Below are 17,167 nucleotides of genomic sequence, written 5' to 3'. Positions count from 1 at the left end.
GCGTGGCGGGTTCGGGCCGCCGGTCGGTAAAACGAAAACGGCTTGCGATACGTCGCAAGCCGTTTTGCTTTGGCGGGGCGTGGGCGCGATGCAATCGTCCGCATCGCGCACCGCTTGCGCGGATCAATCGCGCAACCGTTCAACCGCTCAGTTGTTCAACCGCTCAATCGTTCACGGGTTCGTCAGCGTGAAGGTCGGCTTCCGGTAGCCGATGCCGGCCCGGTCGAGCTTCGGCAATTCGCGCTGCGTGAGCAGCGTCGCGAAGCCAGCCCAGTCGCGCTGTAGCGCGGCCAGGTCGACGTGATGCGTGTCGCCGCGCTTGAAGCGCACGCCGGCCGCATACGGCAGCTCCCAGTCGGCCCGGTGCCACGCGCGTTCGGCGAGCGCGAGCAGCCGCGGATAGGCCATGTATTCGAGGAACGTGTCGTTGCGCATCACCTCGCCCCACGCCTGCCCCTGCATGCCTTCGATGCGCGGCGCGGGGCCGGTGCCCGTCACCTCGAACGCGTTGCCGTCACGATCGCCCATCACTTCGGCGTTCTGCGGCAGGTTCTCGGGCGCGAACGAGAACACCTTGTACTCGTCCGTCGCGTGCGAGCCCCAGTAATAGCCGCGCTCGCGCGGGTTGAGCGTATACGGGAAGTCGAAGTACAGGTAGTCGGGCAGCGCGAGCACCGTCAGGTAACCCTTGCCGCTCAGGTCGCGTGCGCTGTCCGACGCGCCCCAGAAGATCGTGTCCCACAGCGACACCATCACGTGGCGCGTGCTGAAGTCCTGCGGCCCGTTCGCATGCTTGATGCCGTCCTGCCACGCGGCCATCGTGTCGATCCCGTTCGCGTCGACCGCCGCGCTCACCTGTTTCGCGAATCGCGTCGGCAGCTCGTCGATCGACTTGATCTCGCCGCGCTGGAGCAGCGCCGTGCACGCGGGCGAACGCGCCCACGGCTTGTCCTGCGCGGCGACATCGATGCGCCCCTTGTTCGGATCGGTGCCGTTCAGCGGCTGGAAGCCCCCGCCGAGGAAGATGTTCTTCGCCTCGTCGCCGCCGTAGTGCCAGGTGTGCAGCGGCGCTTGCGCGTCCGCATGCATCGCCGCGATCTCGCGGATCACCTTCGACGCGAAATTGAGCGCGCCCGGCACGCACGGATTCAGGTCGCTGCGCCGATCGTAGAACTGCACCGTCGTCAGGTTCGTCGTGTCCTGCGGATCGAGCAACCGGTACGCGTTCGCTTCCTGCTCGCGGCCGGTCGCGTGCAGCCGCCGGTAGCGCGCCTCCATCGTTACGACGGCCGCGCGCGCATGCGCGGGCATGTCGATCTCGGGGATGATCCTGACGAAGCGGGCAGCCGCGTAGCGCACGAGCGCCACGTAGTCGTCGCGCGTCAGGTAGCCGCCGCCCGAGCGGTTGTCGGGGCCCGAGCCGAGTTGCGGCAGCAGGCAGCGCGTCTCGCTCGGGTCGTGACAGCGGCGCGAGCCGATGTCGGTCAGCTCCGGCAGGCCAGGAATCTCGATGCGCCAGCCTTCGTCGTCGGACAGATGCAGGTGCAGGCGGTTGAGCTTGTATGCGCTCATCTGGTCGATCAGGCGGCGCAGCGTTGCCGGGTGCTTGAAGTTGCGCGCGAGGTCGACGTGCATCCCGCGATGCGTGAAGCGCGGTGCATCCTCGACGAGCATCGCCGGGATCGGGCCGCCGCCGGCGGGCGCGAGCGAGTAGAGCGTCTGCACGCCGTAGTAGAGGCCCGCGCGATCGTAGCCTTCGATCAGCACGCCGCGCGGCCCGATCGCGAGCCGGTAGCCGCCCGGCACCGCAATGTCGGCCGGCAGCCGGCGCGGTGCGACGGCACCGTGGACCGGGACGCGCGCTCCGTCGAGCCCGAGTGTCGTCGCACGTTCGCGCAGCGCCGCGATTTGCCCATCCGGCAGGTCCGGCAGCGCGAACTCGACGCCGCGCAGGTCGAGCGTGCCGGGCAGCGGCTGTTCGCGTTTCACGCTCGGCAGTGCGCGGCTCGCGTCAGGCCGTGCCGCCACGGGCGGCGCGTTGCCGGTCGAATTGTTTTGCGCGTCGGCCGGCAGCGATTCGACATAGCGGAGCTCGTCGTCGGTGTCGTTGTAGCGGAGCACGGCGGGCGGTGCGCCGTCGACGACGACATACGGGCGCGGAATCACGTCGCTGTAGCGCAGCAGCCAGTATTCGGCGACGAACGGCAGTTCGATGCGTTCGCCGGGCGCGAGCCGCATCGAGCCCGGCTGCGGCGTCAGCTCGTACAGGTCGCCGGTGAGCCGCCGCAGCGCGAAGCCCGGACGATCGATCCGCAGCAGCCGCCGGATGCTGTGCAGGTACAGCTTCCAGCCGCCGTCGGCGATCGTCTGGTGGCCGCGGTTCTGCAGGATCAGGCGGCCGGTCGCGCAGGCCGCGCCGTCGGCGCCGAGATCGGCGCACGGCACGCCGGCCGCGGCCGCGTGGTTGTTGTCGACGGCGACGCGCAGCGCGAGGCCGTTCGACAGAAGCGTCGCGAGACTGGCCGCTTGCGCGGCCGGTTGTGCGATGCCGGTAGCCGCGACGGCGGCGGTCGGCGTCGGCTGCGCGCCGATGGCGACAGGCGGCAGCGCCGCGATCAACAGCGCGGCAACGAAGGATGGCAAGGTGTGCTTCATTCGAACTCCTGAGAAAAAAGTGGGCGTGGCGGCGTCGTTGGGGGGCGACGTCGCCGCGATCGGGTCTTTCAATGGAGCTGCGGGAGATACCCGCGCACGGGGCGATGCGGCCGCACCGCGCGCATTCGGCACGCGGGGGCGTGCGTTACGGAACGGGAGGCGGGCACCCGTGCCGATCGGATCCGCGGGGTGGCGGATGCGTGCTCATTGGCGGCGCACGGCAATCGCCGCGGCAACGATGCGACCGCGGCGGAGTGGGTTCGACCGGCCGCGCACGATCGCAACGGCGGCCGCTGCCGCATACGCATGGCAACTCGGCGCGCGGGCGCGCGCCAGACACGGGATTCGCATGTCTCCCCCACCAGATGGATTCGGCCTGTCGGCGGCCGTGTCCAAAGATCTTATGAAACCTTTGATTGGTATTCAAGTGGTATCAATCTGGCGCTAAATTGGCATCGAGGAATCGCGGGGCCGCCGATGGTACGGACGAAAAAAAACCTCGCGTGACGCGAGGTTCGTTCCGGGCGGGAGGGGCGGTGCGAGCCGCCTTCCCGCGTGCGATCAGCCGCGGCGTGCGCGCACCGGCGCTTCCTGCGGCTTCTGCCGCGCTTCGAGCCACATCGCGTTGACGATGCCGAACGACAGCGCGACGCCGATACCGAGAATCCAGCTGAAATACCACATGATCCGACTCCTTGCGAAACGGTGGGCGAGGGCGCGTGGGCGCCCCGGCCAGGTTCAATACATCGAGTGCTTGTTCTCTTCGAGCGACTGATGCGTGACCTTGCCGCGCATCACGCGGTACACCCAGCTCGTGTAGAGCAGGATGATCGGCAGGAACACGATCACCGCGAACAGCATCACCTGCAGCGTCATGTGGCTCGACGTCGAATCCCACACGGTCAGGCTGCTGCGCGGGTCGAGCGACGACGGCATGATGAACGGGAACATCGAGAAGCCTGCGGTCAGGATCACGCCGGTGATCATCAGGCCGGTGCAGAAGAACGCCGTCTTTTCCTGCTTCGAGCCGGCGAGCAGCAGCGCGAGCAGGCCGCCCGCGATCCCGACGACGGGTGCCGCGATCATCCACGGATACTCGCCGTAATTCGCGAGCCACAGGCCCGAGCCGGCGGCGACGTCCTTGAGCAGCGGGTTCGCGACCGTGTCGGTCGGCGCGGCGTGCGTGATGTGGAAGCCGCCGATGGTCGATGCGATCAGCACGCCGGCCAGCACGAACAGCACGACCGCGAGGAGCGCCGACACGCGCAGCGCGATCGACGCGCGGCGTGCGATCACGCCGTCGGTCTTCATCTTGATGAACGCGGCGCCGTGCGCGACGAGCATCGTGAGGCTGACGAGCCCACAGAGCAGCGCGAACGGGTTCAGCAACGCCCAGAAGCCGCCGTAGTAGGTCACGCGCAGGTCGCTGTCGAACTTGAACGGCACGCCCTGCAGCAGGTTGCCGAACGCGACGCCGAACACGAGCGCCGGCACGAAGCCGCCGACGAACAGGCCCCAGTCCCACCCGGCGCGCCAACGCGGGTCGGGCCGCTTGCTGCGATAGTCGAAGCCGACCGGCCGGAAGAACAGCGCGAACAGCACGAGCAGCATCGCGAAGTAGAAGCCGGAGAACGACGCGGCATAGACAAGTGGCCAGGCGGCGAACATCGCGCCGCCGGCCGTGATCAGCCACACCTGGTTGCCTTCCCACGTCGCGCCGACCGTGTTGACGATGATGCGGCGTTCCTCGTCGGTCTTGCCGAGGAACGGCAGCAGCGCGGTCGCGCCCATGTCGAAGCCGTCGGTGACGGCGAAGCCGATCAGCAGCACGCCGACGAGCAGCCACCAGATCAGCTTGAGAGTTGCATAGTCCATAGCGATTCCTTGTTCGGTTTCAGGTGCGCGCTCAGGCCGACGCGTGCTCGCCGGCGGCCGCCAGCTCGTGGTGATAGCGGCCGGTATGCAGCGAGGACGGGCCGAGACGCGCGTACTTGAACATCAGCTTGATCTCGATGACGAACAGTGCCGTGTAGAACGCGATGAAACCGGCGAGGCTCAGGTACAGGTCCGTCGACGTCAGGCTGGATGCCGACAGATGCGTCGGCAGGATGCCCGCGATCGTCCACGGCTGGCGGCCGAGCTCGGCGACGACCCAGCCGAATTCCGCGGCGAGCCACGGCAGCGGGATCGCCCACACTGCATAGCGCAGGAACCAGCGGCGGTTGTCCTGCAGCACCTGCCGGCGCGCGCAGAACCAGAACGCGGCGACGAAGGTCGCGAGGAACAGGAAGCCGAGGAACACCATGATCCGGAACGAGAAGAACACGGGCGCGACCGGCGGGATCGTCTTCTTCGCGGCGGCCTTGATCTGCTCCGGCGTCGCATCGACCACGTTCGGCGTGAATTGCTTGAGCATCAGCCCGTAGCCGAGATACTGCTTGTGCTGATCGAACAGCGCGCGGGTCGCGTCGCTCGTGTCGCCTTCCTTGATCTTCTGCAATGCGCCGTACGCGACCATCCCGCTCTGGATGTGTTCCTCGCTGTGCTTTGCGAGCTCGCGCAGGCCGATCACCGGTTCGTCGATCGAGCGCGTCGCGATCAGGCCGAGTGCGTACGGGATCTTGATCGCATAGTCGGTGCGCTCTTCCTTCTGGTTCGGAATGCCGATCAGCGTGAACGATGCCGGTGCCGGCTGGGTTTCCCATTCCGATTCGATCGCGGCGAGCTTCATCTTCTGCACTTCGCCGGTCGTGTAGCCCGATTCGTCGCCGAGCACGATCACGCAGAGCGTCGACGCGAGACCGAAGCCTGCCGCGACCGCGAACGAGCGCAGCGCGAAATCGGTGTCGCGCTTCTTCAGCAGGTACCACGACGAGATGCCGAGCACGAACATCGCGGCCGTCACGTAGCCGGCCGACACGGTGTGCACGAACTTCACCTGGGCGACCGGGTTGAACAGCACATCGAACAGGTTCGTCAGCTCCATGCGCATCGTCTGGTAGTTGAATTCGGCGCCGACCGGATTGTTCATCCAGCCGTTCGCGACGAGGATCCAGAGCGCGGACAGGTTCGAACCCAGCGCGACGAGGAACGTGACCATCAGGTGCTTGACCTTCGACAGGCGGTTCCAGCCGAAGAAGAACAGGCCGACGAACGTCGATTCGAGGAAGAACGCCATCAGGCCTTCGACCGCGAGCGGCACGCCGAAGATGTCGCCGACGTAGTGCGAGTAGTACGACCAGTTCGTGCCGAACTGGAATTCGAGCGTGATGCCGGTCGTCACGCCCATCGCGAAGTTGATCCCGAACAACTTGCCCCAGAACTGGGTCATGTCCTTGTAGACCTGTTTGCCGGTCATCACGTAGACGGCTTCCATGATGACGAGCAGCCAGGACAGGCCGAGCGTCAGCGGCACGAACAGGAAGTGGTAGAGCGCCGTGATGCCGAACTGCAGACGCGACAGATCGACGACTTCGCTACTTATCATGGTGGTCTCCCTCGGTAGATGCAGGCGCCGGCACCGAGAGCAGCTTCTCGGCGACGACGGCAGGCGGCAGCGACATGTGCTTGGCCTGCGGATGATTGAAGAATGCGTATTTGAGCGACATCAGGAGGATCAGCTTGACGATCACCACCAGCGTGATGTCGCGCATGAGGGTCGGCCCGCGCGCCCACGCGGCGATGCGTGCGCGCCAGCCGAGCGTGCCGGCGGCCTGCGGGGGAGGCGGCGCAGGCTCTTTATTGATCGAGATCAAGGCGATTATCCTGAATCGATTTACGTGGGTTTTGGGGCGACTCTACGTCGGATTTATGACGGCAGTTAAGCTGTTTTAATCCTTTTAAGCCGACATGCCAATTTTAAAATGCCGGCTTTCCGATGCCGAGTGTTGCGCTGCGGCAGACCGTCGCGAAGCACGTGTCGAAACTTGATGCAGATCAAGGTTATGCGGAAGGGGCCGGAATTTGCCCGATACCCGATCAATAAGGTCGATTAATACGGCGTGATCGAGGCTAAACCATAGACGAAAAAAAACCGCTGCCGGGTGGGCAGCGGTTTTGGGTAAAGCGCTCTAAATCGCGGAGTTACGCGTATTCGGCGAGTGCCGTGCGCATCTTCTTCATGGCGCTCGCTTCGATCTGGCGGATGCGTTCCGCCGATACGCCGAACTCGGCCGCGAGATCGTGCAGCGTCGAGCCGCCCGAGCCGTCGTCGTCGACGTTCAGCCAGCGCGCCTCGATGATCCGGCGGCTGCGCGCGTCGAGTGCCTCGAGCGCTTGCGCGATGCCGTCCGTCTGCAGCATGTCGCGCTGACGCGCGGCGAGCACGGCGGTCGGCTCGTTGTGCGAATCGGCCAGGTAGGCGATCGGTGCGTACGACTCCTCGCCGTCTTCCACTTGGCCCTCGAGCGCGATGTCGCCGCCCGACAGACGCGTCTCCATCTCGGTCACGTCTTCGCGCTTGACGTTGAGCTCTTGCGCGAGGCCGTCGATTTCCTCGGGCGTCATCGCCTGCATGCTCTTCTTGTGGCTGCGCAGGTTGAAGAACAGCTTGCGCTGCGCCTTCGTCGTCGCGACCTTCACCATCCGCCAGTTGCGCAGGATGTACTCATGGATCTCGGCCTTGATCCAGTGGATCGCATACGACACCAGGCGCACGTTTTGCGCCGGGTCGAAACGTTTCACAGCCTTCATCAGGCCGATGTTGCCTTCCTGGATCAGGTCGCCGTGCGGCAGGCCGTAGCCGAGGTAGTTGCGCGCGATCGACACGACCAGCCGCAGGTGCGACAGCACGAGGCGGCGTGCCGAGTCGAGGTTGTTGTCTTCGCGGAATTCGGTCGCGTACTGGCGTTCCTCTTCGGCGGTCAGGAGCGGGATCCGGTTGACGGCCTGGATGTACGCGTCGATGTTGCCGAGCTGGCCCGACAACATCGATTGAGTCGCGAGCGCCAGCGAGCCTGCCGATTCGGCCTTGGCCGGCGTCGGGCTCAGGGTGTTCGGAAGGGTCAGGGCGTGGCTCACTAAAAAACTCCTTTGGAATCAGGGACAAACCCCTGGTCTCGGATGAGATTCCGGGGCCCATCTTAGCACTCCCGTAATCCGAGTGCTAATTCCTTAGAGGGGGTGCGGGCATCCAAGTTCCCGATTCTCTATCGAACTTGTCGAATCGATAGTCTAATTTGCGACCGGACTGGCCGGTAGAAGTTCCGTAAGTTGTTGTTTCTGATAGTAATCAGTAGACGGTTTCGATTTTTGTAGTTTTGGAAGCAAACAATTTCGCTTCGTGATGCCGATCCGAAAAGTCCTTTACCATACCATTCAGTTCGCTCGGGCCCGGCCGCGGCGGCAAGGCCCCATTCAACCCACAAAGTTGGAGTGTCTGATGAACAATAAGAAGAATTGCCGGCCCCGCAGCCGGCTTGCGGTGCATGCGCTGCTGGCGGCATCGCTGCTGGGCGGATCGGGTGCCGCGTTCGCGGATCGATGGGGAATTCAGGCGGGCGGCGGGTTTTCCGATCGCCACGGGATCGACAAGGCCGATCTCGGCGTCGTGTGGGATCCGGGCTGGAACTGGTGGGAAATCGGCGGCTGGCACTTCGCGTTCGTGATGGAAGGCCACGCCGGCTACTGGCACACGGGCGGCAATGTTCATGGCAGCATCGGCGAATTCGGTGCGACGCCGATGTTCCGCTTCATCAAGAGCGCGGGGCAGGTGCGTCCGTTCGTCGAGGCCGGCGCCGGCATCCGCTTCCTGACGTCCCCGACGATCTCGAACAAACTGTCGCTGGCGACGTCGTTCCAGTTCGTGGACGTCGTCGGCGTCGGCGCGCAGTTCGGAGAACGGCAACAGTATCAGCTCGGCTACCGTTTTCAACATGTGTCTAACGCGGGTATCAAAGAGCCGAATCCTGGTATAAATTTCCACCAGTTCTACGTGCAGTACAACTTCTGATCCGCACGCCCGCGCACGGCGGGCGCGTTGCCGAGGAGTCAGGCGATGGCGAAGGTGGTCGATGCGATTCGCGCGCTCGAGCGCGATCGATTCCGGGCGATGGTCGACGGGGACGGCGAGGCGCTCGAGGCGCAATTGTCGGACAAGGTGTTCTTCGTGCACACCAACGGCAAACGCGAAACCAAGCAGCAGTTCATCGACGCCATCGTCGCCGGCCGCCGTCGCTATCGCCAGATCGAAATCCAGTCGCAGGACCTGCTGCCCGTCGGCGACGCAACCTGCGTCGTCACCGGGCGCGCACTGATCGAGATGGAAACGAACAATGGCGGGCTGGTGTTTCCGATCGCCTATACCGCCGTCCATACCCATGAGCAGGGGCAGTGGCGCCTGCTGGCGTGGCAGGCGACGCGGTGCGCGACCGAGACATGAGCGCGCGTGGCGCTCCTTTTCGTGTCCCGACCGAGGCGGCCTTCTGGGCCGCTTTTCATTGCCCGTGCGACGCGGATTGCGCGGCGCACGGGCGGTCACGCACCGCTCGCTGACGTTCGAACCCTGAAACGAAAATCTACCGGTCAGGCCGCCGCACGGCGGTCGGCGCACTGCCAGGCCGAGCGGTTGATCGCGCTGACGACCGCATCGAGCGCGGCGCTCGCCGCATCGGCGTGCACGCCGACGCCATGCCGCAGCGGCGCATCGCCGACCTGGCAGCCGACCGATACCGCAATTCGTCCGTCCGTCGTACGCGCGTGTTCGCACGAGGCGACGTCGATCGTCGCGCCGGCCGCCGTCGCGAAGGCCGCGGCCGTGCGTTGCACGACGTCTTCGGGTGTCGCGCCGGCTGGCGGCGTGCCCGCGATGTCGCGGTTCTGCCAGCGAGCGGCGTCGCCGTGGCGCGCGGCCGGGCCGTCGGTCTCGAAGAATTCGCGGGCGAACAGCGCGCAGATCGCGTCGCCGGTCACTTCCTCGCCGGACGCGTCGGCGAGCGTCTGCACCGCATGGCTGAACTCGATCTGCACGCGCCGCGTCGGCGTGAAGCCCATCCCGCGTTCGAGCAGGAACGTCGCGCCGCCTTTGCCGGACTGGCTGTTCACGCGAATGACCGCGTCATAGCTGCGACCGAGGTCGGCGGGGTCGATCGGCAGATACGGCACTTCCCACACCGCGTCGGGGCGCTGCTGCGCAAAGCCCTTGCGGATCGCATCCTGGTGCGAGCCCGAGAACGCGGTGAACACGAGGTCGCCCGCGTACGGATGACGCGGATGCACCGGGATCTGGTTGCAGCGCTCGACTACGCGGCGCACCGCGTCGATGTCGGAGAAATCGAGGCCCGGATCGATGCCCTGCGTATAGAGGTTCAGCGCGAGCGTGACGAGATCGACGTTGCCGGTGCGCTCGCCGTTGCCGAACAGGCAGCCTTCGATGCGGTCGGCGCCCGCGAGCAGCGCGAGTTCCGCGGCCGCGACCGCGGTGCCGCGATCGTTGTGCGGATGCACGGACAGCACGATGCTGTCGCGATACGCGAGGTTGCGGTCCATCCACTCGATCTGGTCGGCGAACACGTTCGAGCTCGCGGCTTCGACGGTCGCCGGCAGGTTGACGATCATCTTGTGATCGCGGGTCGGCCGCCACGCCTGCGCGACCGCGTCGCACACTTCGCGCGCGAACGTCAGCTCGGTCATGCTGAAGGTTTCCGGCGAATACTGGTAGGTCCAGTGCGTGTCGGGGCGGGCCGCCGCGTGTTCCTTGATGAGTCGCGTGCCCTCGACCGCGAGCGCCTTCACGTCGTCCTTCGACATCCCGAACACGATGCGCCGGAACGACGGGCAGATCGCGTTGTACAGGTGCACGATCGCGCGCGGCACGCCTTCGAGCGCATCGAAGGTGCGCGCGATCAGGTCTTCGCGCGACTGCACGAGCACTTCGATCGTCACATCGTCGGGAATGCGCTTGTCGTCGATCAGCTTGCGGACGAAATCGAAGTCGGTTTGCGACGCCGACGGAAAACCGACTTCGATCTCCTTGAAACCGATCGCGACCAGCATGTCGAAGAATTCCAGCTTCTGTTCGATGCTCATCGGCTCGATCAGCGACTGGTTGCCGTCGCGCAGGTCGGTGCTCATCCAGACCGGCGCACGCTCGATGGTGCGGGTCGGCCAGCGGCGGCCATTGATGCGGACGGGCTCGAACGGACGGTACTTGTCTTGCGGGTTGCGCTTCATCTTCTGGACCTCGGGTCTCAAGTCGCGAGCGAAGACGGGCGGCATGGGCGACGGGTGGCGCTGCCTCGCACCGTGGCGCCAGAAACGCGCTGCGGATGCGGATGATCTTCGCGAATCGGCCGACGGATGGACGGACGAATGCTGACGACTTCGGGTTGTAAAAACTGCGAGAAGGGTGCTGCGAGGAACTGCAGGGAGGGACCGTGCGGACAGCACACGGCGCTACGACAGCCTTAGGCTAGTCGTAGCGATAGCGACCGCGCTAGGCGGCCGGAGGTAATTCGGAGGGTGTTCGGAAAGGAACGCATGGCGACAACTCTATGCCAGGATGCGTGCGCGTGTCAAATGGTCGGTTGAATGGCCGGCGCGACCGCGTACCGGCCCCGGATGCCGGTCACGGTGCGAGCCGGGCGATTCGCACGATCGTCTCGACCTGCCGCGCAAGCGCGTCGGGTACCGGAATTTCACCGCGCAACACGGCGTCAGTCCACGCGGCCGTGGTGGCCGCGTCGCGCGATTCGGGCAGCGCGACGGGCGGCGCGTCGCTCGACGAGCGCTCGTGCTCGATCAGCGTGTCGCATACGCCGTCGTGCAGCCAGTCGACCTGCACCTGGCGCCGCGTGTCGGCCACCGCTTCGCCTTCGGTGCCGCGCGCGAGCAGCGCGCCGCCGAGTGCGGCGTCCGGGTGATCGCGGAACAGTTGCGCGAGGCTGTCGCGGTACGGCGGATGCGTGTAGTTGACGAGCCGCAAGCCGGCCGGCGCGAACGGCTGCAGGATCTTCACGAGCGTGTGCGTCGAGTTGCGCACGCCGAGCACGCCGCGCAGCGACAGCAGACGCGCGATGCGCGGCGCCAGCGCGGCGATGGGCGCGAACGCGACGCGGCGTTCCGCGAGCATGTCCTCGATCGCGTCGTGCGACGTCGACGGCGGGATCGACAGCGCCGAGAAGATCTCCGCGCTCGTCACGCGGCCCGGATCGCGCTCGACACCGTGCACGAGCACCGGCACGCCTTCTCGCGCGAGCAGCAGCGCGAGCAGCGGCACCAGGTTCGGCTGCTTGCGCGCGCCGTTGTAGCTCGGGATCGACACCGGGCGGAACGCGGCATCCTGCACGTGCACGGGTTCGAACGACGCCTGCGCGGCGGCGAGCATCGCGGCCAGTTCGTCGGCGCTTTCACCCTTCAGACGATAGGCGATCAGGATCGCGCCGAGTTCGACGTCCGACACGCGCGCGTCGAGCATCGCGCGATAAAGCTCGAACGTGTCTTCGGCGGACAGCGCGCGTGCGCCGTGCGGGCCGCGGCCGATTTCCTTGATGAAGCGGGCACAAGGGAACGGAGAGGCTGCGGAGTCGAGGGGAGCGGTCATCGGGGCGTGGGGCGGGCGGCCGGCATTGGGCCGCGCGGTGAGCGGTAAGGAATGCCCCGAGTATCGCACGGGCACGGCTGCGCGCGCCGACGCGGCGCGGCGCGCTAAACTCGGGTTCCCGGTGGTGCCGCGTGCGCTGCGGACGCCGTCGCCGGCCGAATACGATCCAGAGAGACATCCCATGAAGCTCTACAGCTATTTCCGCAGTTCCGCGTCGTACCGCGTGCGGATCGCCCTGAACCTGAAGCAGCTGCCGTACGACACGGTTCCCGTGCACATGCTGCGCGACGGCGGCGAGCAATTGAAGGACGCCTACCGCGCGGTGAATCCGGATGCGGTCGTGCCGACGCTGATCGACGGCGATGCCACGCTGCAGCAGTCGCTCGCGATCATCGAATATCTCGAGGAAACGCATCCCGAACCGGCGCTGTTGCCGAAGCAGCCGGTCGACCGCGCGTATGTGCGGGCGATCGCGCTGCAGGTCGCGTGCGAGATCCATCCGCTGAACAACCTGCGCGTGCTCAAGTACCTGAAGCACACGCTGAAGGTGTCGGAGGAAGCGAAGAACGACTGGTACCGGCACTGGATCGAGGCGGGTTTCGCGTCGCTCGAGACGCGCCTCGCGAACGATCCGCGCACCGGCAAGCTGTGCTTCGGCGACACGCCGACGCTCGCCGATATCTGCATCGTGCCGCAAGTGTTCAACGCGAACCGTTTCTCGATCGACACGACGTGTTTTCCGACGATCCAGCGGATCGCCGATCATGCATCGACGCTCGACGCGTTCAAGGCCGCCGAGCCCGGCGTGCAGCCCGACGCCGAATGACGTCGCGGGGCCGCCCGCGCCGGCCGACGGCTTCCGGATGCGCATGAAAAAGGGCGCCCGAAGGCGCCCCCTGCGGTGCGGGCCGGCGGCGTTCAGCCGAGCAGCGCGTCCGCGAATTCCACCGCGCTGAACGGCTGCAGATCCTCGACCTTCTCGCCGACGCCGATGAAGTAGACGGGCACCGGGCGCTGCCGTGCGATCGCGGCGAGAATGCCGCCCTTCGCGGTGCCGTCGAGCTTCGTGACGATCAGGCCCGTGAGGCCGAGCGCATCGTCGAATGCCTTCACCTGCGTGAGCGCGTTCTGGCCCGTGTTCGCGTCGATCACGAGCAGCACCTCGTGCGGCGCGCCATCGTGCGCCTTCGAGATCACGCGCTTCACCTTCTTCAGCTCTTCCATCAGGTGCAGCTGCGTCGGCAGGCGGCCGGCCGTGTCGGCCATCATCACGTCGATCCTGCGCGCGCGCGCGGCGCTGACCGCGTCGAAGATCACCGCGGCCGGGTCGCCGCTTTCCTGCTGGACGACCGTCACGTTGTTGCGCTCGCCCCAGACCGCCAGTTGTTCGCGCGCGGCCGCGCGGAACGTGTCGCCCGCAGCCAGCAGCACCGACTGGTCGAAGCTCTGCAGGTGCTTCGCGAGCTTGCCGATGCTGGTGGTCTTGCCTGCGCCGTTCACGCCCGTGATCATCATCACGAGCGGCTGCGCGCGGCCGAGCATCAGCGATTTCTCGAGCGGCTTCAGCAGTTCGACGAGCAGGTCGTGCAGCGCGCCCTTCACCTGCTGCGGATCGGTCAACCGCCCCGCGCGCACCTTCTCGCGCAGCGCGCCGAGCAGGTACTCGGTCGCATCGACGCCGGCGTCGGCCATCAGCAGCGCGGCTTCGAGCTCCTCGTACAGGTCCTCGTCGATCTTCGTGTTGACGAACACGCCGGTAATGCTCGAGCCCGTCTTCGCGAGGCCCGACTTCAGGCGTGCGAGCCACGATTTCTTCGCGGAGGCGTCCTGCGTCGGCGGCGGCACGATCTCGACCGCTTCGACGACTTCGTCGCTGCCGTCGTTGGTCGGCGTGACCGTCATCACGACGGCCGGCGCGGCCGGCTGCGGTTGCGCGGGCGCTGGCGGCGCTTCGATCGCCTGGCGCGCGTCGGCGGCGGGCGAGTCGGACGGTTCGTCCGGTTGCGGCGCATCGATCGATTGCGATTCCGCGGAGTCGGGCTCCTGCGTTTTCTTGAATCGTTTGAAGAAGCTGAACATGGTCTGACGTCGGGAAGAGGGCGGGGCGCCGCCAGGGCGGAGCGCCGGAGGGGCCGTCATGCGTGCGCACGGCGGCCGAAACCGTGCATTTTATCAGTGCGGCGGCGCACTCGCGTCAGCCGGTGCCGTCGCTGTGGTAACGTGCGCCTGTTTGGCGGTGCGCCCTCCCGCGCACCCGGTCCCTCCGTCGTCGATATTCCGTATGTCCCGTTCCTCTTCCGGCCGCCCGACGGCCCCCCCTGGTCGCGGCAAGCCGCACACGATCCGCATCATCGGCGGTGACTGGAAGCGCACGCCGCTCGCCGTGCTCGATCTCGACGGCCTGCGGCCGACGCCCGATCGCGTGCGCGAGACGCTGTTCAACTGGCTCGGCCAGGATCTCGAAAGCCGGCGCTGCCTCGACCTGTTCGCGGGCACCGGCGCGCTCGGATTCGAGGCCGCGTCGCGCGGCGCGACGAGCGTCGTGATGGTCGAGCGCCACCCACGCGCGGCGCAGCAGCTGCGCGCGATCAAGGACAAGCTCGGTGCACGCTCGGTCGAGGTCGCGGAAGCCGACGCGCTGCGGCTCGCGGCCGGGCTGACCCCGGGCGCGTTCGACGTCGTGTTCCTCGATCCGCCGTTCGGTGAGGCGGCCGTGCTCGAGCGCGCGATCGCGCTGGCGGCGCCGCTCGTCGCGCGGGATGGCGCGCTGTACGTCGAGACGGGGGCTGAGCTCGACCTGAACGCGCACGAAGCGCTGGCCGGTTGGCAGGTGGTGAAGCACGGCAAGGCGGGTGCGGTTCACTATCATTTGCTGCGGCGCGAAAATGATGAATAATGCGCGTTCCATACGAGGCGGCGCGCCGCAAAGGCGACGCATGCCCATCTCGGCAGCGGCGTGCGCGTCGCACGGCTGCCACCCCGTTTGCGTGATGACAGGAGGAGCGACATGGTAGTCGCCGTGTATCCCGGTACGTTCGATCCGCTGACGCGCGGGCACGAAGACCTCGTGCGGCGTGCGTCGAGCATTTTTGATACGCTGGTGGTCGGTGTTGCCGACAGCCGCGCGAAGAAGCCGTTTTTCTCGCTGGAAGAACGTCTGAAGATTGCGAACGAGGTGCTCGGCCATTATCCGAACGTGAAGGTGATGGGGTTCAAGGGCCTGTTGAAGGACTTCGTCCGCACCAACAATGCGCGCGTGATCGTGCGCGGCCTGCGTGCCGTGTCCGATTTCGAATATGAGTTCCAGATGGCGGGGATGAACCGCTATCTGCTGCCCGACGTCGAGACGATGTTCATGACGCCGTCCGATCAGTATCAGTTCATCTCGGGGACGATCGTGCGCGAAATCGCGCAGTTGGGCGGCGATGTCAGCAAGTTCGTGTTTCCGTCCGTGGAGAAGTGGCTGACCGAGAAAGTCGCCGCGATGGGAGGCCCGGCCGCGTGACGCGGCGCCGGCCGGTTTCGTTGCGAAGCCGGCCGCCGGCCTGAAGAAGTGAGATCAGTATGTCTTTGATGATTACCGACGAGTGCATCAATTGCGACGTGTGCGAGCCAGAGTGCCCGAACGGCGCGATTTCGATGGGCCCGGATATCTACGTGATCGACCCCAACAAGTGCACCGAATGCGTCGGCCATTTCGACGAACCGCAGTGCCAGCAGGTGTGTCCGGTCGAATGCATTCCGCGCGATCCGCAGCATGAAGAATCGCATGCGCAGTTGATGGCGAAATATCACGCGTTGACCGCCGCGAAGAGCGACGACGCGCAGTGACGCGCGCGCGTCGCGAATTGCTTGGCCGGCGCCGCCTGGCGCCGGTTCCACTTCCCCCTTCGCTTCAGCCGATCAGGTCGCGCAATGCCGCGACGAGCGTGTCGCATTCGGCGTCGGTGCCAACGGTGATGCGCAAATGCTGGTCGATGCGTGGCGCCCGGAAGTGCCGTACGAAAATTTCCTGATCCTTCAGCTTTGCCGCGATCGTGCCCGCATCGTGCGCGGGATGGCGCGCGAACACGAAATTCGCGGCCGACGGCACGACGTCGAAACCGAGTGCCTCCAGCGCATGCGTGAGCCGCACGCGGCTGTCGATCACGCGTCGACAGGTCGCACCGAAGTAGTCGGTGTCTTCGTATGCCGCCTGCGCGGCGACCTGCGCTAGCCGGTCGAGCGGATAGGAATTGAAGCTGTCCTTCACACGATTCAGTGCGTCGATCAACGCGACATCGCCGAACGCGAAGCCGACGCGCATGCCGGCGAGCGAGCGCGCCTTCGACGTCGTGTGCACGACGAGCAGGTTCGGATGGCGGTCGATCAGCGTGATCGCGGATTGTGCGCCGAAATCGACGTACGCCTCGTCGATCAGCACGACCGACGATGGGTTCGCGGCCGCGATCCGTTCGATGTCCGCGAGCGGCAGCGCGCGCCCGGTCGGCGCGTTCGGGTTCGGAAACAGCACGCCGCCCGCATCGTCGAGATAGTCTTCGACACGGATCGAGAAGTCGTCCGCGAGCGGCACGACCGTGGTCTCTACACCGTACAGGCGCGCGTAGGTGGGGTAGAAGCTGTACGAGATGTCGGGAAAGCGCAGCGGCCGGTCATGCTTGAGCAGTGCCTGGAACGCATGCGCGAGCACTTCGTCGGAGCCGTTGCCGGCGAAGACCTGCTCGGGCTTGATGCGATGATGGGCCGCGACCGTCTCGCGCAGTGCGCGCGCGAGCGGGTCGGGATAGCGGCGCAGCGTGTCGCCGGTGTCGCCGAGTTCGCGTGCGATCGCCGCGACGACGCGCGGCGAAGGCGGATAGGGATTCTCGTTGGTGTTCAGCTTGACGGGGTGTGCGAGCGCGGGCTGTTCGCCCGGCACGTAAGGCACGAGTTGCTGAACGACGTCGCTCCAGTAACGGCTCACCGCTTGGCTCC

16 protein-coding genes are annotated in these 17,167 nt (G+C 66.2%); 6 read left to right on the top strand and 10 right to left on the bottom strand.

The genetic code is table 11. The features are described from left to right. Nucleotides 1–171: 171 nt before the first annotated feature. From HWX22_RS02040 to rpoH, 6 genes are all read right to left on the bottom strand, one after another. On the bottom strand, nt 172–2,655 hold the full coding sequence (locus tag HWX22_RS02040; RefSeq protein WP_175914966.1) for a family 20 glycosylhydrolase: 2,484 nt from the start codon (nt 2,653–2,655) through the stop codon (nt 172–174). A 561-nt stretch (nt 2,656–3,216) separates the two neighbouring features. Further along, a complete protein-coding gene (cydX, locus tag HWX22_RS02035) occupies nt 3,217–3,339 on the bottom strand; it encodes a cytochrome bd-I oxidase subunit CydX (protein ID WP_059526148.1) in 123 nt (40 codons plus the stop codon). Between the two features lie 54 nt (nt 3,340–3,393). Then, complete coding sequence (gene cydB, locus HWX22_RS02030; RefSeq protein ID WP_175909327.1) at nt 3,394–4,530, bottom strand: cytochrome d ubiquinol oxidase subunit II; 1,137 nt, start codon at nt 4,528–4,530, stop codon at nt 3,394–3,396. 31 nt (nt 4,531–4,561) lie between these two features. Next, complete coding sequence (locus HWX22_RS02025) at nt 4,562–6,142, bottom strand: cytochrome ubiquinol oxidase subunit I (RefSeq protein WP_059819811.1); 1,581 nt, start codon at nt 6,140–6,142, stop codon at nt 4,562–4,564. Then, a complete protein-coding gene (cydP, locus tag HWX22_RS02020; protein WP_059526138.1) occupies nt 6,132–6,410 on the bottom strand; it encodes a cytochrome oxidase putative small subunit CydP in 279 nt (92 codons plus the stop codon). The genes HWX22_RS02025 and cydP overlap by 11 nt, the downstream gene beginning before the upstream one ends. 328 nt (nt 6,411–6,738) lie before the next feature. Next, nucleotides 6,739–7,674 carry an RNA polymerase sigma factor RpoH gene (gene rpoH / locus HWX22_RS02015; protein ID WP_059691452.1) on the bottom strand — a complete coding sequence of 312 codons (936 nt, stop codon included), beginning with the start codon at nt 7,672–7,674 and terminating at the stop codon, nt 6,739–6,741. Nucleotides 7,675–8,035: 361 nt separating this feature from the next. Between rpoH and HWX22_RS02010 the strand changes: the two genes are divergently transcribed. Next, a complete protein-coding gene (locus tag HWX22_RS02010) occupies nt 8,036–8,605 on the top strand; it encodes an acyloxyacyl hydrolase (protein WP_175914965.1) in 570 nt (189 codons plus the stop codon). A 45-nt stretch (nt 8,606–8,650) separates the two neighbouring features. After that, nucleotides 8,651–9,034 carry a nuclear transport factor 2 family protein gene (locus HWX22_RS02005; protein ID WP_059526129.1) on the top strand — a complete coding sequence of 128 codons (384 nt, stop codon included), beginning with the start codon at nt 8,651–8,653 and terminating at the stop codon, nt 9,032–9,034. 143 nt (nt 9,035–9,177) lie between these two features. Here the strand turns inward: HWX22_RS02005 and leuA are convergent, their stop codons facing one another. Both leuA and ybiB read right to left on the bottom strand, forming a co-directional pair. Continuing rightward, a complete protein-coding gene (gene leuA, locus HWX22_RS02000; protein WP_175914964.1) occupies nt 9,178–10,824 on the bottom strand; it encodes a 2-isopropylmalate synthase in 1,647 nt (548 codons plus the stop codon). A gap of 394 nt (nt 10,825–11,218) precedes the next feature. Further along, the gene (gene ybiB / locus HWX22_RS01995) at nt 11,219–12,193 is read right to left on the bottom strand and encodes a DNA-binding protein YbiB (RefSeq protein WP_175914963.1); all 975 of its coding nucleotides are present in this window, start codon (nt 12,191–12,193) and stop codon (nt 11,219–11,221) included. A 181-nt stretch (nt 12,194–12,374) separates the two neighbouring features. Between ybiB and maiA the strand changes: the two genes are divergently transcribed. Next, nucleotides 12,375–13,019: a maleylacetoacetate isomerase gene (maiA, locus tag HWX22_RS01990; RefSeq protein WP_175914962.1), complete on the top strand. Its 645-nt coding sequence runs from the start codon at nt 12,375–12,377 to the stop codon at nt 13,017–13,019. 92 nt (nt 13,020–13,111) lie between these two features. Here the strand turns inward: maiA and ftsY are convergent, their stop codons facing one another. After that, nucleotides 13,112–14,272: a signal recognition particle-docking protein FtsY gene (gene ftsY / locus HWX22_RS01985; RefSeq protein ID WP_059526120.1), complete on the bottom strand. Its 1,161-nt coding sequence runs from the start codon at nt 14,270–14,272 to the stop codon at nt 13,112–13,114. Nucleotides 14,273–14,474: 202 nt separating this feature from the next. Here ftsY and rsmD point away from each other — a divergent pair, with 202 nt between their 5' ends. The 3 genes from rsmD (at nt 14,475) to HWX22_RS01970 (ending at nt 16,024) form a co-directional block, all read left to right on the top strand. Then, on the top strand, nt 14,475–15,089 hold the full coding sequence (gene rsmD, locus HWX22_RS01980; protein ID WP_175914961.1) for a 16S rRNA (guanine(966)-N(2))-methyltransferase RsmD: 615 nt from the start codon (nt 14,475–14,477) through the stop codon (nt 15,087–15,089). A gap of 111 nt (nt 15,090–15,200) precedes the next feature. Continuing rightward, nucleotides 15,201–15,698: a pantetheine-phosphate adenylyltransferase gene (gene coaD / locus HWX22_RS01975; RefSeq protein ID WP_006398238.1), complete on the top strand. Its 498-nt coding sequence runs from the start codon at nt 15,201–15,203 to the stop codon at nt 15,696–15,698. Nucleotides 15,699–15,757: 59 nt separating this feature from the next. Beyond that, nucleotides 15,758–16,024, top strand: coding sequence for a YfhL family 4Fe-4S dicluster ferredoxin (locus tag HWX22_RS01970; protein WP_175914960.1), 267 nt, complete (start codon nt 15,758–15,760; stop codon nt 16,022–16,024). Between the two features lie 64 nt (nt 16,025–16,088). Here HWX22_RS01970 and hisC read toward each other — a convergent pair whose 3' ends face one another. After that, complete coding sequence (gene hisC, locus HWX22_RS01965) at nt 16,089–17,156, bottom strand: histidinol-phosphate transaminase (RefSeq protein ID WP_175914959.1); 1,068 nt, start codon at nt 17,154–17,156, stop codon at nt 16,089–16,091. Nucleotides 17,157–17,167: the final 11 nt, after the last annotated feature.

The organism is Burkholderia sp. BCC1638 (assembly GCF_902833195.1).
Taxonomy (GTDB): Bacteria; Pseudomonadota; Gammaproteobacteria; order Burkholderiales; family Burkholderiaceae; genus Burkholderia; species Burkholderia diffusa.
The sequence above is the reverse complement of the archived record's forward strand: the minus strand, read 5'-3'. Positions and strand labels throughout refer to the sequence as shown.